Origin of the sequence: Shewanella algicola, assembly GCF_014648035.1 — a bacterium.
In the GTDB taxonomy this organism is placed as follows: domain Bacteria; phylum Pseudomonadota; class Gammaproteobacteria; order Enterobacterales; family Shewanellaceae; genus Shewanella; species Shewanella algicola.
The window spans coordinates 11655-33990 of the sequence record NZ_BMQI01000051.1 but is presented as its reverse complement, the minus strand read 5'-3'; the positions used below and the strand labels follow the sequence as shown (position 1 = coordinate 33990).

Genomic DNA, 22336 nt, shown 5'->3' with positions numbered 1-22336 from the left:
AGAGGCCTAGGACACCGCCCTTTCACGGCGGTAACAGGGGTTCGAATCCCCTATGGGATACCATATTATTCAAGTTTTAGTTTTTATTAGCTAGAATTTGGGGCTATAGCTCAGCTGGGAGAGCGCTTCGCTGGCAGTGAAGAGGTCCACGGTTCGATCCCGTGTAGCTCCACCATTAAATTGGTATTCGTACATATTGATATGTATTCGAAACAAAAAAACCACCTCTCGGTGGTTTTTTTGTGCCTATTTGAAAATGATATTAACCTTTACAATCCCAACTACAACTCTACAGCTGCAAGATATCGCACAGCTCATGTGTCTACAAAGCAATCCACAATAGATACATACCCAAACAAAATGAGATCGTCATACCACCAACAATAAATGTGTGACATTCCACCCATAGGAACATTTATTTTGTGTGATATCCCACACAAATCATTACACACACATATAACCACTTAAATTAAAGTTAATAATTATCATAGTGTTACAAAAACTTAACATTGTGGCCCGCCGCTTGCTATGTCTATATATCCTCATAACGCGTTTATGGAGTGCTTGTTCTGGAACAAGTCTTCACCGTGAGGAATATATAACACTAAAAAAAGGAAGCTAAACCTCATGAAAAAATCAACCCGTACCCTTACACATACATTAAAATCAATTGCAAAGTTCGCCACTGCCGCTTCAATACTGACAGTAAGCTTGAATGTATTTGCAGAACCCGTAGAAATTAAATTTTCACACGTTGTTGCAGAAAACACCCCAAAAGGCCAGATGGCCCTTAAATTTAAAGAACTCATTGAACAACGTTTACCGGGTGAATATGTTGTTAACGTATTCCCTAACTCGCAATTATTTGGCGACAATAATGAACTGGCGGCATTGCTTTTAAACGACGTACAGTTTGTTGCGCCATCACTATCAAAATTTGAACGTTACACTAAAAAACTGCAAATTTTTGATTTACCTTTCTTGTTTGAAGACATGGACGCGGTTGATCGTTTTCAACAATCAGAATCTGGCCAAAAGTTATTAAATGCAATGAATCGTAAAGGTGTTGTGGGTTTAGGTTATCTTCATAATGGTATGAAGCAATTCTCTGCCAATGACCCGCTTAACTTACCTAAAGATGCCAACGGCAAAAAATTCCGTATCATGGCATCAGATGTCATTGCCGCTCAATTTGATGCTGTAGGTGCTATCCCTGTTAAGAAGCCATTCTCAGAAGTCTTTACCTTACTACAAACTCGCGCCATTGATGGCCAAGAAAACACCTGGTCAAATACTTATTCAATGAAGTTCTACGAGGTGCAAAGCCACATCACTGAAAGTAACCATGGTGTATTAGATTACATGGTTGTGACATCAAACACCTTCTGGAAAGGCCTCCCGGCAGACAAACGTGCTGTCTTTAAATCCTCTCTTGATGAAGCGATTGCCCTTGGCAATAAAATTGCTGCAGAAAAAGGCAATGAAGACAAACAAGCCATTCTAGATTCAAACCGTTCAAAACTTGTGACGTTAACGCCAGAAGCACGCCAGCAATGGGTTAACGCAATGAAGCCTGTTTGGGCGAAGTTTGAAGATCAGATTGGTAAAGATATGATTGATGCTGCACAAGCAGCAAGTACTAAATAGTCTTATTCCTTAATCCGGTACTGAGCCCTATCGGGCTCAGTATCTTCTCTTTCTTATTCAAGGAGTATGACCGTGATTTCCAGACTATTTGGTTATTTTGAAGAAGGCCTTCTCAATCTACTCATCACAATGATGACCTTGCTGGTATTTGGCGAAGTCATTGCGCGTTTTTTCTTTAATACCGGCTTTTTATGGATCCAAGAGTTAACACTTACGCTATGTGGTTGGTTTGTGTTGTTTGGTATGTCTTATGGAGTAAAAGTGGGCGCGCATATCGGCGTCGACGCCTTTGTATCAAAGCTATCAGGTAAGCCGCAAAAAATAGTCGCTATCTTTGCATGCTTATGTTGCCTTGTTTACTGCGGACTGTTTTTAATAGGCGCTTGGGAGTACTTAAGCCAAATGTACCAAATTGGTATACCAATGGAAGATATCGATTTGCCTGCATGGCTTGTGCATCAGTTAGACCCTGATTATGCATGGGAAACATGGCGTATTGATGTTGAAGATGGCGCGGTGCCAATTTGGTTGTCTCAGAGCATCTTATTGATTGGTTTTTCAATGTTAACTTGGCGTTTTATTGAATTATTTATTGCCATATTAAAAAATCAAGCTGTTGGCTTTCAACTTGCTGATGAAGCCAAAGATAGCATGCACTTAATCGATGAAGCTGCACAATCAACATCATCAGAACAACAAGAAAATGATAAGGACGCCAAATAATGACTATTGCTACATTATTTATCACTCTACTTATCTGCATGATGATCGGTATGCCTATTGCTATTGCATTGGGTTTTTCAAGCATGCTGACAATCTTACTCTTCTCTAATGACTCACTGGCTTCTGTTGCATTAAAGTTATACGAATCAACATCAGAGCACTACACCTTACTGGCAATTCCATTTTTTATTCTGTCTTCGGCATTTTTGTCTACTGGCGGGGTCGCAAGGCGGATCATTGATTTTGCCATGGACAGTGTCGGCCACATTCGTGGTGGATTAGCCATGGCATCTGTCATGGCTTGTATGCTCTTTGCAGCAGTGTCTGGTTCATCCCCCGCAACAGTAGCAGCCATAGGGTCGATTGTGATTGTCGGTATGGTCAGAGCAGGTTACCCAGAGAAGTTTGCTGCTGGTGTGATCACCACCTCTGGCACTTTAGGTATTTTGATCCCGCCGTCTATTGTTATGCTGGTTTATGCCGCCGCCACAGAAGTATCGGCAGCGAGAATGTTTATGGCAGGGCTTATTCCGGGCTTAATGATGGGCTTAATTTTAATGCTAGCGATTTATATCGTTGCCCGCATTAAAAAGCTACCTTCACGACCATTCCCGGGCATAAAAGCGCTGTCAATATCAAGCGCTAAAGCAATGGGTGGATTAGCGCTCATTCTCATTGTGCTTGGGTCCATCTACGGTGGCGTGGCCAGCCCTACCGAAGCTGCTGCTGTAGCTTGTGTGTACGCTTATTTTATTGCGGTATTTGGTTATCGCGATATAGGCCCACTTAAAAATGTGGCTTGGCGTAATCAGCGAGAATCGATCATTACAGCTTCTATACGTAACATAGGTTATATGTTGCTTGCAGTCATCAAAACCCCAGCAGACAAAGAAATCCGCAATGTGGTACGTGATGGCGCCAAAGTCAGTATTATGTTGTTATTCATCATTGCCAATGCAATGTTGTTTGCTCACGTACTGACCACAGAACGTATTCCACACATTATTGCTGAAGCTATCATCAGCTTAGGCTTACCAGCATGGGGCTTTTTAATCATCGTTAACTTACTGCTTTTAGCAGCAGGTAACTTTATGGAACCATCGGCAATTTTGCTCATTATGGCACCTATTTTGTTCCCTATTGCTACGCAGTTAGGCATTGATCCAATCCATTTAGGCATCATTATGGTGGTCAATATGGAGATAGGCATGCTCACCCCCCCCGTAGGGCTCAACCTCTTTGTCACAGCAGGAATTACAGGGAAAAGCATGGGGTGGGTTATTCAGTCATGTTTACCATGGTTAGTTTTACTGCTTGGTTTCTTGATATTAATTACTTATATTCCGCAAATTTCATTGTTTCTACCTGAATACATCGACAAATTAAACGGCTACTAGCTTGATAATTGGCGTATTATAGACGAGCCTTAACATATTAAGGCTCGTTTTAATTCAACTCTATAATTACATCGCCACTTGGGAATATGCATGTTTTCATTCTCGACTATCAAAAAGCGCAAAATTGTTGTTAGCGTTATGGTCATTATTGGTTTGTTACTGACGTTAAAAGTGACCCATTGGTATTGGCTTGAGCAAGGCACTGAGTCCATTGCGTATCAATCTGAAAAACAAATAAATGAGTTAGTTATTTTTATTGACGATGCTCTGGGTCATTACGAAAATATCCCGGCCGTACTGGCCCAAAATCCCATTTTTGAACAAAGCTTGCTAGACCAACAAAATCCACAAGCAATCAAAAAGTTGAATCAATACTTGTCAGAATTACAGCAAGTCACCGAATCGTCTGACATATACTTAACGGATGCGATGGGAGTGGCAATTGCTGCCAGTAATTGGGATAAATCAAACTCATTTATCAATCAAGACTATTCGTTTAGACCTTATTTTATCGAGGCCATATCGGGACGATCCGGTCGCTACTATGCAGTAGGTACATCGTCCAATAAGCGTGGTTTTTACTTTGCTAATCCGGTTTATCATAAAGGCGTGGTATTTGGTGTTATTGTTGTCAAAGTCGATATTAGTTTAATTGAGCAACAAAGCAGCGGCATTGCTATTGCAAGCCAATATGAATTTATGATCAGCGACCCAGATAACATTGTTTTTTTATCGAGTATGAACGGTTGGCGCTTTAACTCTCTCACCCCGTTATCACAATCCAAACGCTTCGCACTCAACGCCTCAAAACGCTATGCCAATAGACCCATTGGTGAACTTGATTTCGTACCGCAATTTGCATCAACGGGGTCAAATAAGCCACAGGTATACCGAATCTCATCCATAGATGGCCAAGAGCAATACCTAGAACACCATCAAAATATGCCTAATGCCAATTGGAATGTGCATATATTGGCACCTATGACTCCTCTTTATGAGTCGTTGCCCCCCATATTGCTATTAGCGGCCACACTATATTCGTTGCTCGCATTATTTGTATTGTATAGTTTGGAGCGAAGACGCAATTTTATTAGAATGCGCCAGGCACAAAACCAACTAGAGCAAAGAGTTAAAGAAAGAACGTTAGAATTAGAGCAAGCAAACAACCAACTAAAAGATACCCAAGATGAGTTAATACAAGCGGCAAAACTCACGGTAATTGGTAGCTTATCAGCCAGCATTAACCATGAACTGAATCAACCACTTGCGGCATTAAGAAGTTACGCCCAAAACACCCAAACGTTTATAGGGCGCAATATGATTGAAGACGCCCGCAGTAATATTAATATCATGATAGAACTCACCGATAGGCTTGCCGATATTATTGCTCAATTTAAAAGTTTTACTCGCAAATCTCAGGGTAAAGATAATGCAACTGATATCAATCAATCCATTGAGCAAGCACTGACGATTGTTCAACCTGAAATGGACAAACAAGGCGTTAAACTGTCACTCGCACTACTTAAAGGTAGTTGCCAAATCTGGGGAGACAGTGTCAGATTACAACAAGTGCTGGTTAACTTAATGAGTAATGCTATTGTGGCAATGCAACAATCAAAAGACCGACGCTTACACATCGAAGTATATTGCGATACCAAAGTGAACATAAGCATTCAAGACAGTGGTCCGGGCGTAAGGCAAAGCCAAATGAGTAAAATTTTTGAACCCTACTACACCACCAGCGAACGCCAAGGATTAGGGCTAGGTTTATCAATCTCTCAACGCATCATTGAATCAATGCAAGGCTCAATTACTGTTGAAAATGCACAACAAGGCGGCGCTATTTTCCATATAATTTTACCGCTTTATTTACGTGAGGAAGTGTAAACGTGACCCAAATACAAGACATCAATGATTATCAAGTCATTATTGTTGATGATGAACCACATATCGGCACTGTATTGCAGCAATTATTTAAACTGGAAAATATCAGTGCTTTAGCTATTACCGATCCACATACCATTGTTCGTCACATTACCCCCAATTGGCCAGGGATAATCATCTCAGATGTGAACATGCCACAATTAGATGGTTTAAGTCTATTGCAGCTGCTTAAACAGCAAGATAACGATTTACCCGTGGTATTGTTAACTGGCTTTGGTGATATAGCGATGGCCGTTGATGCCTTAAAAAAAGGCGCTTATGACTTTATCGAAAAACCCTTTAATAATGAGCACATTCTTGATGTCACTAAACGTGCACTCGACAAACGCACATTAACCTTAGAGAACCGTAAATTAAAGCGCGAACTTGAATCTCATACCGCGCCAGGACCTCGCATTCTTGGCCGCAGTCCGGGTGTGATGAAAATGCGCCACCTAATCGATCAAGTACTCGACACCCCAGCAGACATCATGATTGAAGGTGAAACTGGTGTAGGCAAAGAGCTTGTTGCCCGTTATTTACATGACCACAGCTACCGCAATAAAGCCAATTTTGTCGCCATAAATTGTGGTGCTATTCCTGAGAATTTAATCGAAAGTGAATTGTTTGGCGCTGAATCAGGGGCATTTACCGGTATCGATAAACGCCGCATTGGTAAGTTCGAATACGCCAATGGTGGGACACTGTTTTTAGATGAAATCGAAAGCACGCCGATGTCTTTGCAAGTTAAGTTACTTAGAGTGCTCGAAGACCGAAAAGTAGAACGCTTGGGTTCTAACACCCCTATTAATTTAGACATTCGCGTCATTGCAGCGACTAAGTTAAACCTGCAACAATTATGTGAGCAAGGCCAATTTAGACAAGACTTACTCTACCGCTTAAATTTAGTGACAATCGCTATCCCGCCACTTAGAGAGCGCCTTGAAGATATTCCAGTACTATTTTTACATTTCGCTCGAATAGCATCGACTCGCTACCATAAAGCGTTAATTGCCTTAACCACCCAGCAAACCATGGTGCTCACATCCCACGACTGGCCGGGAAATGTACGTGAACTGCGCAACTTAGCTGAACGCTACGTGTTATTAGGCGCAGAAGCCGCATTTGCCGGTAACTTAGACAACCACACCACCATGCATACCAGCATGTCATTACAGCAACGGGTAGAGTTTTTTGAGCGTTTATTGATAGAAGATGCGTTAAATCACAATAAAGGCAGCATAAAATTGACCATGGAACACCTAGAATTACCGCGAAAGACTTTGTATGACAAAATGCGAAAATACGACCTAGACCGTAAACAATTTATCGATAATTAGCCATGCAACACCGCCAATGCATCAGTCTTCAGATATGAGTGCTTCGGTACTCTGTTGATGTATTCCTAATCGCCATATTGCCACCAGTAACAATGCCAACAAGCTCATTGAACCAACCACAACGCCGTTCCACTCGGCCTTATGCCAAAACAACATAAGGTAAGGGCCGCCTAAAGAAGCCCCTAGGTAATAACAGCATAAATACAATGATGTCGCTTTAGCACGGTGACTGGTTGCCCGCATAGCAACAAACGAGTTACAGCAACTGTGAGTTAAGAAGAAACCACATGCGGTGATTAAAAAACTAATAACAATTGCAACCAAAGTGTCGACTAATGTCAGCAAGGTTCCACAGAGCATTAAACACAAAGCGACTCTAAACAATGGCAACGAACCATAGCGTAAAATCCACTTAGCAGACAAATATGACGCAAAGGTACCGCTTGAATAACATAAAAAAATCAAGGTGGCATTAAACCGACTTAATCCATATGGCTCGGCCATAATGTGCAGCTGAATAAAACTAAATTGATTCACCATCATCATAAAAGCTAAGCCACCCACAATGTACGCTAAGCGCATTTGCGGATCAGAAAAATGAAATATAAAACCATCAAAGTCCTGCTTTATTTTGCATAATAACGACACCTTTTGTTTTATCACTGCGGGTTTTATTTCTTTGCGTGGCAATAAATAAGTCACCAATGCCACACCCATTAATGTCACCAAAAACACTAATCCCATAGACGTTTGCCACGATAAGTTTTGCGCCATTAATCCGCCAAAAATTCGTCCAGTAATACCGCCCATACTATTAGCCATAATATACACTGCAGCGGCCTTTAACATAAAACTGGGCGCTAATTGTTCCTTAAAATACGCCATCGAAATCGCAGGCACAGCGGCAAGTAAGGCCCCCTGTAATAAGCGCACCCAAACTAATTCATCAAATGTTTGCGCAAAAATTAATAGCACATTAGACGCGGCCAATAGCCATAAACTCACCACAATCGGCGCTAAGCGTCCAATGCGGTCAGACAATACGGCATAAAACAACAATGAAAAGGCAAGCGTGAAGCTGGTAACAGAAAGCACTAATGTGGCTTGAGCGCCCGAAACATCAAAATGTTCGGCAATAGATGGCAACATCCCCTGCACGGTGTACAAATTAATGTAAACCACTACAGAAGCAATGCACAATGCCCATATTAAACGGGTTTGCGCATGAGAACGGTAAGTCGGGGTTAACTCTGTCATGGACAACCTAAACAGCAAATTAGGATAGAAAACAGATTATTACCCGCCCCAAAAATAGATCAATGGCGGGCATACGAGTTTGTGAGCTAGATTGATGAAGTGCTTATTTAACGCGCTTCATCAACACTTCAGTGGTGTATTTACCATTGTTGATCACACGATATTTATCATAGGTCTGAAAAATGGCTTTCCCATTGAAAGTGATCATCGCCACCACGCCATAGTCCACACGACTATCGATAAGTTCAACAGGTAAAATGAATTTAAATGGTACCGGAGCGCGAGCAATATCAAAGTTTTTTTGAGAAATAATCCGCCCAGGTGTTTTAAAATCAATTATCGAAATATTAATTTTACATCCTTGTGGCAACGCAATTTTTTCTAAATAGCCAGCGTAACCATTCACGATCACAGGCTTTGGCGCCTCAACCGTGACACACGCACTAAGCATTAAGCTTATGAGTGCAAATAAACTTACTTTAACCCATGTAGGTAACATCATAACAGTATCCTTACTTCGTCATACTCACTGAGCGGTCATTCGTAACAAGCCTTCTTGTGTGGCCGAAGCAACAAGACGCCCTTGCCTATCAAAAAACTGGCCTGTAACAAAGCCTCGCCCGCCTCCCGCATTAGGGCTTTCAATGCTATAGAGCAACCACTCACCCATATTAAATGCACGGTGAAACCACATTGCATGGTCAATCGTTGCCAAACGCATGCCTGGGGTTAATACGGACACACTGTGAGGCTGAGCTGCTGTGACTAAAAAGTTAAAGTCTGAGGCATACGCTAACAGGTATTCATGAATACAATGATTGTTTGGCAATTCACCATTAGCTCGTATCCAAACATAGCGGTTAGGTTCATTTGTTCCGGGGGCGAGCGGGTTAATTGGGTTAACAAGGCGCATTTCTATCGGAGAATCTGCCATAAACTTTTCGAGTATTTTCTTGGGCACTTTATCACGCATGGTCACGGCCAACTCTTGCTGATTCAATAACCCATCAGGGCCTGGAACATCAGGCATTTGAGCTTGATGTTCAAAACCTTCTTCATGCTTTTGAAACGAACAAGTCATATAAAAAATAGGTCGACCTTTTTGAATAGCCTTGACGCGGCGCGCGCTAAAACTGCCACCATCACGCATATTTTCTACATCATAAATAATCGGTAACTTTTCATCTCCAGCGCGTAAGAAATAAGAGTGTAAAGAATGCACGTTTCTATCTTCGCTGACAGTTTGCTTAGCGGCACTTAACGCTTGCCCCATCACTTGACCGCCAAACACATGACCAAAGCCAAGATCTTGGCTTTGACCACGAAACAGACCATCCTCAAGTTTTTCAAGTGATAATAATGACAATAAATCGTTTAATACCTGACTCATATACCCTTCTCTAACGCATGAATTAACGCTTAAGGTTACCCTAGTTAACTAGAGGTTTTCTAGCTTATTCGTTGATAAAGTTTTGAATTAACATCATCTGATATTAATTTATAAAATAGTGATACACCGCAAAAATTCATATCAGCAGTTATTTTGAATTTTTGGTATGATATTAGCCATGACTAATCGACACTTTATATCAAAATATTATGCAACCTAGTTCAATGCAATCTTGGTTTATTGCTATTCGTCCACGAACACTACCTGCAGCAATTGGTCCTTTACTGGTAGGGAATATGCTTGCTATTGGCTTAAGCCAATTTAGTTTTGTTATCGCTTTTACTTCAATGTTATGCGCTGTTTTGTTGCAAATTGCGGTCAATTTGGCCAATGACTATTTTGATTTTAAAAATGGCATAGATACCGCTGAACGCATAGGCCCAACCCGTGTCACCCAAAGTGGCATGATAGCGCCACACCAAGTCCGCAATGCCATGGTGGGTTGTTTAGTCACGGCGTTAGTTGTGGGCTCGCTTCTGATCGTACATGGTGGTTGGCCAATCGCAATATTAGCGGCCGCATCAATACTTGGAGCCTTGTGTTATAGCGGTGGCCCTTACCCGTTAGCATCACATGGGTTGGGTGAAATCGCCGCATTTGTCTTTTTTGGCTTAGTGGCCGTGGTAGGCAGTTATTATTTACAAGCAGGTACAACTAACCTAACCGCGTGGTTATTGGGCTGTGCGATTGGTTTTTTTAACGCGGCAATCATGCTAGTCAATAATACCCGCGATATTTCTACCGACACTAAAGCAGGTAAAAATACCCTTGCGGTTCGAATAGGTGAAGAACAGGCTAAAGTCTTATATCAAAGCTTTGTATACTTACCCTTTGGTATCATCATTGCAGGCTTTTTATTAGGTTCTCTCGATGGATTACCGGTATTGCTGTCAGGTGTATCGTTGGTGATTGCGCGGAACTTAAGCCGCGAGTTTCATAACAACTCAGGCGAAGCACTTAATCCTATACTTGGACAAACAGCCAAGCTCACCATGATATTCAGCATATTATTTAGTGTAGGCTTGCTCTTTTCATTGCGTTGATGTGGCTCTGCTTTACATCTAATGAATCAAATTAATAAAAAAGGCGTCTCATGGATAATGAGACGCCTTTTTCAAATTTAAAATACCTACACTTTAGCTAATGTGCGCTGTTTGGCGCTCCAATCTAAATGGTATTTTTCACCTGCAGCCTTATCGGTGCGCTCAAAGGTGTGCGAACCAAAAAAGTCACGTTGACCTTGTAACAAGTTTGCCGGTAATGTCTCGCAGCGGTAGCTGTCGTAATAAGCAATTGCAGAACTAATGCACGGGGCTGGAATACCCTGCATAACCGATGCCGCAACGGTTTTACGCCAGTTAAGGTGCTTTTGCGACAATGTCTGGCTAAAAGTGTCAGCCATCAACAAATTCGCAAGGTTTGCATCTTCGTGATAAGCCTGAGTGATTGACTGCAAGAAGGTTGCTCTAATAATACAACCCGCACGCCAAATCTTAGCAATTTCAGCAAAGTCTAACGTCCAGTTGTGTTCTTTTGCTGCCATCGCCATTAGCTGAAAGCCTTGGGCATAGCAACACACTTTAGCGCAATATAAAGCATCTTCAAGGTTAGCAATAAACTCTGCTTTTTCAACATCATTAAATGCCACTGGTACAGGGCCGGCTAGCTTTGAGTTTAACTGCATGCGCAAGTTTTTCTGAGTGCTAACAGCACGAGCATAAACCGCTTCAGCGATAGTTGGCGCCGGGCAGCCAATTTGTAAGCTGCTTACCGCGGTCCATAAACCAGTGCCTTTTTGGCCTGCTTTATCTAAAATCATTTCAACTAACGGTTTACCCGTTAATGGGTCGGCTTGTTGCAACACTTCAGCACTAATCCCCATTAAGTAACTGTTGAGTATGCCTTTATCCCACTCTTGAAAAACCTCTCCAATCTCATATGCAGATAAACCTAAACCATCACTGAGTAACTGATAGGCTTCACAAATAAGCTGCATATCCGCATATTCAATGCCGTTATGAACCATTTTAACGTAATGGCCTGAACCCGCTGGACCAATATAAGTCGTACACGGCTCACCTTCAGTGACCGGATTACCTGGCTCAAAACGTTCAATAGGCAAACCCGTTTCAGGATCCACTTTAGCGGCAATAGCTTTCCAAATAGGCTCAACATAACGCCAGGCATTTTCATCGCCACTTGGCATTAATGAAGGCCCAAAACGTGCGCCAACTTCACCACCCGATACCGCTGAGCTAAAAAAGGTAAATTGTCCTTTATATTTAGCTTCACGTTCTACGGTGTCTGTCCATAAACTGTTACCCGTATCAATTACAATATCTTTGGCCTCGATACCCGCTTCAATTAATGACTTACAAACGCCATCAACTGGCGCGCCAGCAGGGACAGATAATACGATAACGCGAGGTTCAACTAAATTTGCGAGCATTTCTGAAAGATTATTACAGGCTTGCATGCGTTCAGCTACATCGGCTTTACGCTCACTTTTTTCTTGAGATACCGCAGCATTGACTTTTTGAGTATCTAAATCAAAAACAGCCACATGATAGCCGTTATCCGCGATGTTTAGTGCAAGGTTCTTGCCCATCACACCAAGGCCAATAACGCCGACGTGAGATTGTTGGGTGTGGTTATTCATAGCATTTTTTCCACAGGTCACAGAGATTAATCGCGTAATGCGAAACCATTTGGTTGGCAATTATAACGATTCTTGTAACTAAATTACCAGTAACAAAATGCGGAAACGCTGTTTTTAACAAAGTAAGCCCAATCTATTTCATTTGAGATAACATCTTGTCACAATTGAAAAAACCATAAAAACACTAGGCTTTTATGGTTTTGTTTTTAACATAAAAAGTGGCTCTATTGTGTTACAAAATGATTTATACCCAATCAACTTGAAGATCCGTGTTTCAGAGCTTCACCGTGTTTTCAATACTAGGCGCGTTAATGCGGTAATGTAGGTACCTTATAAATTAGCGCAACAACGTAGTGGGAACACGGTGAAACTCCCAAAGGGCAAGTTTTACACGTGTTTATGCTGCGGCTTTTGTTAATTTAGCTGATTTTGGAAAGGGAACGACCATTACCCGCAATCAATGCCTTGCCTAAACGCGTGTAAACTCTTGCTGAAATCGAGCATCTTCAGGTTGTTTGGGGATATACCTTGGTTAACTCAGACGTTAACGCATTGGCGTAACCCATTTTAGTCAGCGCATTGCAAACAATATCCAAGGTTTGCGGATCTTCAATCGTGGCAGGCATGGTGTAATCTTGATTGTCAGCAATTTTACGCATGGTCGCGCGCAGGATTTTACCTGAACGTGTTTTAGGCAGTTTTTGTACAGCACTGACTAATCTAAACGACGCTACCGGGCCAATTTCATGACGAACTAATGCAAGTAACTCTTTATAAAGTACTTCATCAGATAAGGTCACGCCATTTTTAAGTACCACTAAGCCCAAAGGCACCTGACCTTTTAGTTTGTCTTGTACGCCAATAACCGCAGCCTCAGCAACGGCTTCGTGCTGACACAATACTTCTTCAAAACGGCCCGTTGATAGACGGTGACCTGCGACATTAATAATGTCATCAATACGGCTCATAATATACAGGTAGCCATCGTCATCGATATAACCCGCATCTCCTGTTAAATAATAACCAGGGTACATAGACAAATAACTGTCAATATAACGTTTGTCATTTTGCCAAAGCGTCGTGAGTGTGCCAGGTGGCAAGGGCTGTTTAATCACCACATTGCCACTTTCATTGCTGGCCACTTGCTCGCCCATCGCATCTAAAATTTCGACCTGATAACCAGGCACGGCTCTAGCGGGTGATCCTGCTTTAATCTCAATAGGGTTAGTACCCATTAAGTTGGCGGCAACCGGCCAACCGGTTTCGGTTTGCCACCAATGGTCAACTACAGGTTTACCTAAATGTTGCTGACTCCAATTGAGCGTTTCGGGATCGCAGCGTTCGCCCGCTAAATACATTTGCTTAAGACAAGTAAGATCAAATTGCTTAATAAATTCACCTTCAGGATCTTCTCGCTTAATTGCACGGATAGCCGTTGGCGCGGTAAAAAAGCTTCGCACTTGCTTTTGTTCGATAATACGCCAAAACGCGCCAGCATCTGGGGTGCCTATCGGTTTGCCTTCATACATTATCGTCGTTGCACCCACCAGCAATGGTCCATAAACAATATATGAATGTCCTACCACCCAACCCACATCCGATGCAGCCCAAAAAACATCACCAATACCAGTATCATAAATGTGCTTCATTGACCAAGCTAGCGCAACGGCATGGCCTCCATTATCGCGCACAACACCTTTAGGTTGCCCTGTTGTTCCCGAGGTATACAGCACGTATAAGGGGTCTGTCGCATCGAGTGACACACAATCAACATCCGGTGCATCAACTAATGCACCGTACCAATCAAGATCTCGCGGAGTATGCAGTTCTGCTTGGTATTCAGTACGATTTAAAATAATGCAATGATCTACTTGATGTTGCGCTTGAGACAAAGCATCGTCTAATAACGGCTTATACGGCACTACACCTGAAGGCTCAATGCCGCAAGAGGCTGACAAGATTAACTTAGGTTTGGCATCATTAATTCGAGTCGATAATTCATTGGCAGCAAAGCCACCAAATACCACAGAGTGAATCGCACCAATGCGCGCGCACGCTAACATGGCATAAGCGGTTTCTGGCACCATAGGCATGTAAATGACGACGCGGTCGCCTTTCGTTACACCCAATGATGTCATTAATCCCGCTAGGCGTTTAACTTGAGCCAATACAGAGTCATAGCTAATTGAATATTCATTTTGAGTCACAGGACTAATATAATGGATAGCCGTTTGTTCGCCTCGCCCAGCTAGCACATGACGGTCAACAGCGTTAAAGCAGGTGTTCATTTTACCATCAGCAAACCAACGATAAAAAGGTTTGTTACTGTCGTCTAACACCTTGTTCGGTGCAATGTCCCAACTGATGGCCTCTGCAGCTTGTTGCCAAAATACTTCGGGCTCGGCTATCGATTGTGCGTGCATTGATAGTCCTAAATCAGCCATATTGCTCTCCATTAATTAGCTTTTATTTCAATGATTATGGGCAGAAATCATTAAATTGCCCTATTAGACAAAGGGATAATAGACGATGAGATGATCAAAAAAACCTTAGGTTTCAACTGCCTGCCCACCCCAAAACTGCCCTTACCTGTTAACATATAAAAATACGAAATAACAGTTAGTTAAGGTATAATAGAATTTCATTCGACAAGATAATTTAACATTATATTTTGCAATTAATGGTCAAATTACGCACCACAAACTTTACCTTTACGTAAACTTCATATATCTTGCATCAAAAGAAACCGTTTTGGTGACATGATGAGCACAATCCATAGCCCACAATCCACATATTCAATTAGTGACTTATCAAAAGAATTTGATATCACCACTCGTAGCATTCGTTTTTACGAAGACCAAGGCTTGATCAAGCCTAAGCGTCGCGGCCAAACCCGCATTTACAGCTTAAAAGACCGTGTACGTTTAAAACTCATCCTTAGAGGCAAGCGCCTTGGGTTTTCGTTAGCAGAAACGCGCCGGTTGTTTGAGCTTTACGATGCAGATAAAAGCAGTTCTACTCAGCTCAACACTATGCTTGATTTGGTTAACGAAAAGAAATCGGCACTGCAACAGCAAATGGACGACATTAAAGTGGTGCTGATGGAACTCAATTCTGCCGAACAACAATGCAAAGCGGCATTAGAAGATAACTCAGCCAAGAAAAATAAATAATAACAAATGGCTGACTCAATTCGGCCAACATTGTATCCCTCTGCCAAAAACGCCTCGATAACGCGTTGGCAGCAAATATTTTGCAGACAATAATAAAAATTCAACAGGACACAAGCAAATGAGCGACTTTTATACCAGCCTAAACTTCGGCTTAGGTGAAGATGTAGATATGTTACGTGATGCCGTACGTGGTTTTGCCGCTAACGAAATCGCCCCTATGGCTGCCCAAGTCGATATCGACAATGCCTTCCCTAATCAATTATGGCCAGTACTTGGCGATATGGGTTTATTAGGTGTCACTGTTGATGAGCAATATGGCGGCGCTAACATGGGCTATCTTGCTCACGTTGTCGCAATGGAAGAAATCTCCCGAGCATCTGCCTCTATCGGCTTAAGTTACGGTGCCCACTCAAACTTGTGTGTTAACCAAATTAATCGTAACGGTAATGACGCTCAAAAAGCCAAATATTTACCCAAGCTAATCAGCGGCGAACACATTGGTGCCCTTGCCATGAGCGAACCTAACGCCGGTTCAGATGTTGTGTCAATGAAGCTACACGCACGCAAACAAGGCGACCGCTACATCCTTAATGGTAATAAAATGTGGATCACTAACGGTCCTGATGCCCACACCTATGTAATTTACGCCAAAACCGACCTTGATAAAGGCGCACACGGCATTACTGCGTTTATCGTTGAGCGTGGCTACAAAGGTTTTAGTCAGGCGCAGAAACTCGACAAATTAGGCATGCGCGGATCGAACACTTGTGAATTGGTATTTGAAGACTGTGAAGTGCCAGAAGAAAACATCTTAGGCGGCCTCAACAACGGCGTAAAAGTATTAATGAGCGGGCTAGATTATGAACGCGTCGTGTTATCGGGCGGCCCCTTAGGCATTATGTCCGCTTGTATGGACATCGTCGTGCCTTACATTCATGAGCGCGAACAATTCGGCCAATCTATTGGTCAATTCCAATTAGTGCAAGGCAAACTGGCTGATATGTACACGGGTATGAATGCAGCTCGCTCATATGTGTACAGTGTAGCAAAATCCTGTGATCGCGGTGAAACCACCCGCAAAGATGCCGCTGGCGCGATTTTATACAGTGCAGAACTGGCCACAAAAATGGCTTTAGATGCCATTCAATTACTCGGCGGTAATGGCTATGTTAACGAATACGCCACAGGCCGTTTATTGCGTGACGCTAAGCTTTACGAAATTGGTGCTGGTACCTCTGAAATTCGCCGCATGTTAATTGGTCGCGAATTGTTTAACGAGTCAAAGTAACCAACATTTCACTACAAAGGCGGCATATCAAGCTTGTCATGTCGCTTTAATCAAGCCCCCTATTTTTTGCTTCATTAAGGATATAGAAATGACGCAACTGAGCAGCCGTATCAATCCTCGCAGTGACGAATTTAAAGCCAAGTCAGACAGCATGGCGTTATTGGTCGATGATCTTCAACAAAAACTAAAAAGAATCGAACAAGGTGGCGGCCCTGTTGCATTAGAACGCCATTTATCACGTGGCAAATTATTGCCGCGCCAGCGCGTTGAAAAGCTGCTTGACCCAGGTTCGCCCTTTTTAGAAATATCGCAATTTGCCGCCTACGAAGTTTATGACGAAGAAGTGCCAGCCGCAGGCGTCATTGCCGGTATTGGCCGGGTCAGTGGTGTTGAATGCATGATTATCGCCAACGATGCCACTGTAAAAGGCGGTACTTACTACCCTATTACGGTTAAAAAGCATTTACGTGCACAAGATATTGCCAGCCGTTGCCATTTACCGTGTATCTACTTAGTCGATTCTGGCGGCGCGAATTTACCGCGCCAGGATGAAGTCTTTCCAGACCGTGATCATTTCGGGCGAATTTTTTACAACCAGGCACAAATGTCAGCCAAAGGCATTCCGCAAATTGCCGTGGTCATGGGTTTATGTACTGCAGGCGGCGCTTATGTACCAGCCATGGCAGATGAGTCGATTATCGTAAAAGATCAAGGCACTATCTTTTTAGCCGGCCCCCCACTTGTTAAAGCGGCTACCGGTGAAGAAGTCAGTGCAGAAGAGCTTGGCGGCGCAGAAGTGCACACTAAAATATCCGGTGTTGCTGATCATCTAGCCCAAAATGACGAACACGCGCTTGAGCTTGCTCGTCGTGCCGTGCTGCGTCTTAACCATCAAAAAGAAATCAAAAGCTTATTAAGCCCGGTCAAACCACCACAATTCGACATCCATGAATTGTACGGCATTGTCGGCACCGATCTTAAAAAGCCGTTTGATGTAAAAGAGGTCATTGCCCGCGTGGTTGATGACTCTGACTTTGACGAATTTAAAGCCAATTACGGCACAACCCTAGTGTGTGGTTTTGCCCGCATTCATGGCTACCCCGTCGGCATCGTCGCCAATAACGGCATTCTGTTTTCAGAGTCGGCGCAAAAAGGTGCTCACTTTATTGAACTGTGTTGCCAACGCAAAATTCCGCTGTTATTCCTGCAAAACATTACCGGCTTTATGGTGGGTAAAAAGTACGAACATGAAGGTATTGCCAAACACGGCGCCAAAATGGTCACTGCAGTCTCTTGTGCTAATGTGCCTAAATTTAGCGTCATTATCGGTGGCAGTTATGGCGCGGGTAACTACGGCATGTGCGGCCGCGCATTTGAACCAACCATGATGTGGATGTGGCCTAACGCCCGTATCTCGGTAATGGGCGGCGAACAAGCTGCTGGCGTACTAGCCACCGTGCGCCGCGATGGTTTAGCCCGCAAAGGGATTGAGTGGTCGGCTGAAGATGAACAAACTTTCCGTAAGCCGATTGTTGATCAATATGAAAAAGAAGGTCATCCATACCATGCCAGTGCCCGCTTATGGGACGATGGCATTATTGACCCGGCGCAAACCCGCGATATAGTTGGCCTGGCGTTATCGGCAGCATTAAATGCTCCTATTGAAGACACCCGCTTTGGGGTGTTCCGCATGTAATTGTGCGGTTAATTCAACTGACTAGGAGACAATAAAAATGACATCTACACCCTATAAACACATTGTATGCAGCCTTGAGCAAGGTGTGGCGCAACTCGTGCTAAACCGCGCAGAAGTACATAATGCCTTTGATGAAGTGATGATTAGCGAGATGATCCAGGCTATCGAACACTTTGCCAAAGACAGCCAGTGCAATATGTTAATATTGCGTGCTAATGGCAAAAATTTCAGCGCTGGAGCCGATCTTAATTGGATGCGCAAACAAGCACAGATGGACTTTGAGCAAAACCTCACCGACGCCCACCAGCTTGCCAAGTTAATGCACGTACTCGACAAATTCCCAAAACCGACCATTGCCCTTGTGCAAGGTGCCGCGTTTGGTGGCGCATTAGGCTTAATTTGTTGCTGCGATATTGCCATTGCTAATACTCGCGCCAGTTTTTGCTTAAGCGAAGTGAAACTCGGCCTTATTCCTGCGGTCATTAGCCCGTATGTGGTTCGTGCCATGGGTAATCGTCAATCGCGTCGCTTTATGCTCACCGCTGAACGTTTTAGTGCTGATATAGCCTTAACCCATCAAGTTATTCACGACATTAACGATGACTTAGATGCTGCGGTGGTCCCTTTTATCGACGCATTTAATGCCAACAGTCCTCAGGGCATGGCATGGGCAAAAACCTTAATATCACATTTAGAAGATGGCGTAATTAATGACGCTACGCTCGATTTTACCAGCGAAAAAATTGCCCGTATTCGTGTATCAGATGAAGGCCAAGAAGGGCTTAATGCGTTTTTTGATAAAAGACCACCCGCATGGCAACACCTAGAATCTGATCCGCAAGGAGCCCAATAATGTTTACCAAATTACTGATTGCTAACCGTGGTGAAATTGCTTGCCGTATCATTAAAACCGCGCAAACCATGGGTGTTCGCACCATCGCCCTTTATTCCGATGCCGACAAAGATGCCCGCCATGTGGCCATGGCTGATGAGTCGTTTTACCTAGGCGGCAGCGCCCCTGCTGACTCGTATTTAAAAACCGATTTAATTATCGAGATTGCCAAAAAGTCAGGTGCTGAAGCGATTCACCCTGGTTATGGTTTTTTATCCGAAAATGCCGAATTTGCCCGTCAATGCGAGCAAAATGGCATAGCCTTTGTTGGCCCGGGTAGCGACGCCATTGACGCCATGGGCAGTAAAAGTGCCGCTAAAGAAATCATGTCAAAAGCCAATGTACCCTTAGTGCCGGGTTATCACGGCGACGATCAAACCGATGCGACTTTAATCGCTGAAGCAAAAGCTGTTGGTTTTCCTTTGCTGATTAAAGCGGCTTACGGCGGCGGTGGTAAAGGGATGCGTATCGTTGAAAACGACGGTGAAATTCTCGACGCCATAAAGTCTGCACGTCGTGAAGCCACCTCATCATTTGGTAATGACAAGCTATTAATGGAGCGCTACTTACGCCAACCGCGCCATGTTGAATTACAAATATTTGCCGATACTCATGGCAGTGCCATTTACTTATCTGATCGTGATTGCTCTATTCAACGTCGCCATCAAAAAGTGGTTGAAGAAGCCCCAGCTCCAGGTTTGTCTGATGAGCTTCGCGCCCAAATGGGTAATGCTGCCGTGGCTGCTGCTAAAGCTATTGATTATGTTGGCGCGGGCACGGTTGAGTTTTTGCTTGATACGGACAACAGCTTTTACTTTATGGAAATGAATACTCGTTTACAGGTAGAGCACCCAGTAACCGAAATGGTGACAGGCCAAGACCTCGTAAAATGGCAGTTGATTGTTGCCAGTGGTGGCGAATTGCCGCTGCGCCAGGATGAAGTGCGTATTCATGGCCATTCATTTGAAGTGCGCGTTTACGCTGAAGACCCACAAAACGAATTTCTACCTGCCAGCGGTAAACTCAACTTTTTACGTGAGCCTGAACAAAACCGCCATGTGCGCATCGACTCAGGCATTCGTGAAAACGATGTCATCAGTAACTTTTACGACCCGATGATCGCCAAATTGATTGTGTGGGACGAGTCACGCCCGCGCGCGCTGCAACGTTTAGTCCATGCGCTTGAGTCATATCAAATCAGTGGTCTTAAACATAACATCGAGTTTTTAGCCAATATTGCAGAGCACCCAGCCTTTGCTGCGGCAGACTTCTGTACTGACTTTATTGAGCGCTATGGTGACACCTTAATTGGTGACGCGGCTATTGAAGCCGATACCGCGTTAGCGCTCGCAGGTCTGTTTCAAGTGTTGTCACGCAAACAAGCGGCAAAAGCGTTAGCCATCAACAGCGCAGATCCATATTCACCTTGGGGTTTGGTGAGCGGTTTTAGACTCAACAGTTCAAGCGTGCATCATGTGTCGCTATTAACTGACGCTGCTAGTGATGCTCAACAACATGATTTACTACTGATTGCCATGGGCGACCAATATCAATTGTGTTTACACGACCAAGTGTTGAGCTTAGCGGGCGAGCTAAAAGCCGATTTACTGCTTGCTGAAATCAACGGCCATAAAAGCAAAGTGCCTGTTAGCCATCAAGGCGATGATTTTACGTTATTTTTACCTTCTGGCAGTTATCACTTTAAAGCCATTTTGGCTCAAGTCGTCGAAGAAGTTGTAAACCATGCCGATAAACTTAAAGCACCAATGAATGGCACTGTTGTAACGCATTTAGTGGAAGTGGGCCAGCACGTTAAAGCCGGCCAAGGCTTATTAGTCATGGAAGCCATGAAAATGGAATACACCATTGAAGCCCCGTTTGACGGTGTGGTCAGCGAGTTTTATTTCCAAAGCGGTGAGCTTGTCAGTGACGGAGCACAACTGTTAAACGTTGAACCATTAGCCTCAGAAGCTAAACCCGAGGAAGCTTAAATGTTACCGACTAACGTGAGTATTTTTGAGGTCGGTGCCCGTGACGGCCTACAAAATGAGGTGCCAGTGAGTACAGCAGACAAGTTGATATTAATTGATCAACTTGCCGATGCCGGCATTAAACGTATTGAAGCAGGCAGCTTTGTGTCACCTAAGTGGGTACCACAAATGGCAGACTCGAATGATGTATTGCGTCAAATAAAGCGCAAACCCAATGTGGTTTACAGTGCCCTCACCCCTAACCTAAAAGGGTTCGAATTAGCATTAGCGGCTGGTGCTGATGAAGTGGCTATTTTTGGCGCTGCATCAGAAAGCTTTAGTCAGAAAAATATCAATTGCTCTATCGATGAGTCAATTGCGCGCTTTGCACCACTCATCGGAGCGGCTCAAAAGCACAACATCCGAGTTCGTGGTTATGTATCTTGTGTACTGGGTTGCCCATACGAGGGCGACATTGCAGTGAGTGAAGTCGCGAGAGTCTCTGAGCTCCTTTACCAAATGGGTTGTTACGAAATCTCATTAGGCGACACCATTGGTGTGGGTACACCCATTAAAGCGCGGCAAATGGTTGAGGCTGTCGCCAAAGTGGTGCCAATAGACAAATTAGCCCTGCACTTTCATGACACCTACGGCCAAGCATTAGCCAACATATTCGCCTGCCTTGAAACCGGTGTTAGCGTGTTTGACGCCTCAGTTGCAGGTTTAGGTGGTTGTCCTTATGCCAAAGGTGCGTCGGGCAATCTCGCCACTGAAGATTTAGTCTACATGCTCCATGGGGTGGGAATTGATACCGGCATTGATTTAACTAAGCTTGCATTAGCGGGCGACAACATTAGCCGCGTTTTGGGGCGCGCTAGTGGGTCTAAAGTGGCAAATGCAATCAGAACATAATCACATATA

The 22336-nt window shown here is 43.6% G+C and carries 17 protein-coding genes and 1 tRNA gene; 13 read left to right on the top strand and 5 right to left on the bottom strand.

The window, feature by feature from the left end; all coding sequences use genetic code 11:
• Positions 1-99: 99 nt before the first annotated feature.
• The 6 genes from IEY42_RS17985 to IEY42_RS17960 all read left to right on the top strand — a co-directional run bounded on the left by IEY42_RS17985 (position 100) and on the right by IEY42_RS17960 (position 7030).
• Positions 100-175: transfer RNA gene (locus IEY42_RS17985), tRNA-Ala, on the top strand.
• Positions 176-627: 452 nt separating this feature from the next.
• Positions 628-1647 (top strand): TRAP transporter substrate-binding protein, encoded by a 1020-nt coding sequence (locus IEY42_RS17980; RefSeq protein WP_188926677.1) that lies wholly within the window; start codon positions 628-630, stop codon positions 1645-1647.
• 66 nt (positions 1648-1713) lie between these two features.
• Positions 1714-2370: a TRAP transporter small permease gene (locus tag IEY42_RS17975; protein WP_188926676.1), complete on the top strand. Its 657-nt coding sequence runs from the start codon at positions 1714-1716 to the stop codon at positions 2368-2370.
• Entirely contained in the window at positions 2370-3767 is a 1398-nt protein-coding gene (locus IEY42_RS17970) for a TRAP transporter large permease (protein WP_188926675.1), read from the top strand. Before IEY42_RS17975 ends, IEY42_RS17970 begins: the two co-directional genes overlap by 1 nt.
• A gap of 90 nt (positions 3768-3857) precedes the next feature.
• Positions 3858-5654: a sensor histidine kinase gene (locus tag IEY42_RS17965; RefSeq protein ID WP_188926674.1), complete on the top strand. Its 1797-nt coding sequence runs from the start codon at positions 3858-3860 to the stop codon at positions 5652-5654.
• 2 nt (positions 5655-5656) lie between these two features.
• Positions 5657-7030 carry a sigma-54-dependent transcriptional regulator gene (locus tag IEY42_RS17960; protein WP_188926673.1) on the top strand — a complete coding sequence of 458 codons (1374 nt, stop codon included), beginning with the start codon at positions 5657-5659 and terminating at the stop codon, positions 7028-7030.
• Positions 7031-7051: 21 nt separating this feature from the next.
• Here the strand turns inward: IEY42_RS17960 and IEY42_RS17955 are convergent, their stop codons facing one another.
• The 3 genes from IEY42_RS17955 to tesB form a co-directional block, all read right to left on the bottom strand.
• Positions 7052-8287, bottom strand: coding sequence for an MFS transporter (locus tag IEY42_RS17955; protein ID WP_188926672.1), 1236 nt, complete (start codon positions 8285-8287; stop codon positions 7052-7054).
• A gap of 103 nt (positions 8288-8390) precedes the next feature.
• Positions 8391-8786, bottom strand: a complete 396-nt coding sequence (locus IEY42_RS17950) for a YbaY family lipoprotein (protein ID WP_188926679.1) — start codon at positions 8784-8786, stop codon at positions 8391-8393.
• A gap of 27 nt (positions 8787-8813) precedes the next feature.
• Positions 8814-9677, bottom strand: coding sequence for an acyl-CoA thioesterase II (gene tesB, locus IEY42_RS17945; RefSeq protein WP_188926671.1), 864 nt, complete (start codon positions 9675-9677; stop codon positions 8814-8816).
• Positions 9678-9886: 209 nt separating this feature from the next.
• On the opposite strand from tesB, the gene IEY42_RS17940 reads away from it, so the two are divergent.
• On the top strand, positions 9887-10780 hold the full coding sequence (locus tag IEY42_RS17940; RefSeq protein ID WP_268244273.1) for a 1,4-dihydroxy-2-naphthoate polyprenyltransferase: 894 nt from the start codon (positions 9887-9889) through the stop codon (positions 10778-10780).
• 86 nt (positions 10781-10866) lie between these two features.
• Here IEY42_RS17940 and gnd read toward each other — a convergent pair whose 3' ends face one another.
• Entirely contained in the window at positions 10867-12396 is a 1530-nt protein-coding gene (gene gnd, locus IEY42_RS17935) for an NADP-dependent phosphogluconate dehydrogenase (protein ID WP_188926669.1), read from the bottom strand.
• Positions 12397-12902: 506 nt separating this feature from the next.
• Positions 12903-14840 carry a propionyl-CoA synthetase gene (locus IEY42_RS17930; protein ID WP_188926668.1) on the bottom strand — a complete coding sequence of 646 codons (1938 nt, stop codon included), beginning with the start codon at positions 14838-14840 and terminating at the stop codon, positions 12903-12905.
• Between the two features lie 318 nt (positions 14841-15158).
• Here IEY42_RS17930 and IEY42_RS17925 point away from each other — a divergent pair, with 318 nt between their 5' ends.
• The 6 genes from IEY42_RS17925 (at position 15159) to IEY42_RS17900 (ending at position 22327) form a co-directional block, all read left to right on the top strand.
• Positions 15159-15569, top strand: coding sequence for a MerR family transcriptional regulator (locus IEY42_RS17925; protein ID WP_160056831.1), 411 nt, complete (start codon positions 15159-15161; stop codon positions 15567-15569).
• A gap of 118 nt (positions 15570-15687) precedes the next feature.
• A complete protein-coding gene (locus IEY42_RS17920; RefSeq protein WP_188926667.1) occupies positions 15688-16857 on the top strand; it encodes an isovaleryl-CoA dehydrogenase in 1170 nt (389 codons plus the stop codon).
• An 88-nt stretch (positions 16858-16945) separates the two neighbouring features.
• Entirely contained in the window at positions 16946-18553 is a 1608-nt protein-coding gene (locus IEY42_RS17915; RefSeq protein WP_188926666.1) for a carboxyl transferase domain-containing protein, read from the top strand.
• Positions 18554-18590: 37 nt separating this feature from the next.
• Positions 18591-19406 carry an enoyl-CoA hydratase-related protein gene (locus IEY42_RS17910; RefSeq protein WP_188926665.1) on the top strand — a complete coding sequence of 272 codons (816 nt, stop codon included), beginning with the start codon at positions 18591-18593 and terminating at the stop codon, positions 19404-19406.
• Entirely contained in the window at positions 19406-21436 is a 2031-nt protein-coding gene (locus tag IEY42_RS17905) for an acetyl/propionyl/methylcrotonyl-CoA carboxylase subunit alpha (RefSeq protein WP_188926664.1), read from the top strand. Before IEY42_RS17910 ends, IEY42_RS17905 begins: the two co-directional genes overlap by 1 nt.
• The gene (locus IEY42_RS17900; RefSeq protein WP_188926663.1) at positions 21437-22327 is read left to right on the top strand and encodes a hydroxymethylglutaryl-CoA lyase; all 891 of its coding nucleotides are present in this window, start codon (positions 21437-21439) and stop codon (positions 22325-22327) included.
• The last annotated feature ends 9 nt before the right edge of the window (positions 22328-22336 follow it).

What these genes read in the sequence shown, in the direction of transcription:
- IEY42_RS17950 (WP_188926679.1), bottom strand. Translation starts at nt 8,786, where the DNA reads ATGTTACCTACATGGGTTAAAGTAAGTTTATTTGCACTCATAAGCTTA.
- IEY42_RS17940 (WP_268244273.1), top strand. Translation starts at nt 9,887, where the DNA reads ATGCAACCTAGTTCAATGCAATCTTGGTTTATTGCTATTCGTCCACGA.
- IEY42_RS17905 (WP_188926664.1), top strand. Translation starts at nt 19,406, where the DNA reads ATGTTTACCAAATTACTGATTGCTAACCGTGGTGAAATTGCTTGCCGT.
- IEY42_RS17965 (WP_188926674.1), top strand. Translation starts at nt 3,858, where the DNA reads ATGTTTTCATTCTCGACTATCAAAAAGCGCAAAATTGTTGTTAGCGTT.
- tesB (WP_188926671.1), bottom strand. Translation starts at nt 9,677, where the DNA reads ATGAGTCAGGTATTAAACGATTTATTGTCATTATTATCACTTGAAAAA.
- IEY42_RS17915 (WP_188926666.1), top strand. Translation starts at nt 16,946, where the DNA reads ATGACGCAACTGAGCAGCCGTATCAATCCTCGCAGTGACGAATTTAAA.
- IEY42_RS17955 (WP_188926672.1), bottom strand. Translation starts at nt 8,287, where the DNA reads ATGACAGAGTTAACCCCGACTTACCGTTCTCATGCGCAAACCCGTTTA.
- IEY42_RS17980 (WP_188926677.1), top strand. Translation starts at nt 628, where the DNA reads ATGAAAAAATCAACCCGTACCCTTACACATACATTAAAATCAATTGCA.
- IEY42_RS17910 (WP_188926665.1), top strand. Translation starts at nt 18,591, where the DNA reads ATGACATCTACACCCTATAAACACATTGTATGCAGCCTTGAGCAAGGT.
- gnd (WP_188926669.1), bottom strand. Translation starts at nt 12,396, where the DNA reads ATGAATAACCACACCCAACAATCTCACGTCGGCGTTATTGGCCTTGGT.
- IEY42_RS17975 (WP_188926676.1), top strand. Translation starts at nt 1,714, where the DNA reads ATGACCGTGATTTCCAGACTATTTGGTTATTTTGAAGAAGGCCTTCTC.
- IEY42_RS17920 (WP_188926667.1), top strand. Translation starts at nt 15,688, where the DNA reads ATGAGCGACTTTTATACCAGCCTAAACTTCGGCTTAGGTGAAGATGTA.
- IEY42_RS17970 (WP_188926675.1), top strand. Translation starts at nt 2,370, where the DNA reads ATGACTATTGCTACATTATTTATCACTCTACTTATCTGCATGATGATC.
- IEY42_RS17925 (WP_160056831.1), top strand. Translation starts at nt 15,159, where the DNA reads ATGAGCACAATCCATAGCCCACAATCCACATATTCAATTAGTGACTTA.
- IEY42_RS17930 (WP_188926668.1), bottom strand. Translation starts at nt 14,840, where the DNA reads ATGGCTGATTTAGGACTATCAATGCACGCACAATCGATAGCCGAGCCC.
- IEY42_RS17900 (WP_188926663.1), top strand. Translation starts at nt 21,437, where the DNA reads ATGTTACCGACTAACGTGAGTATTTTTGAGGTCGGTGCCCGTGACGGC.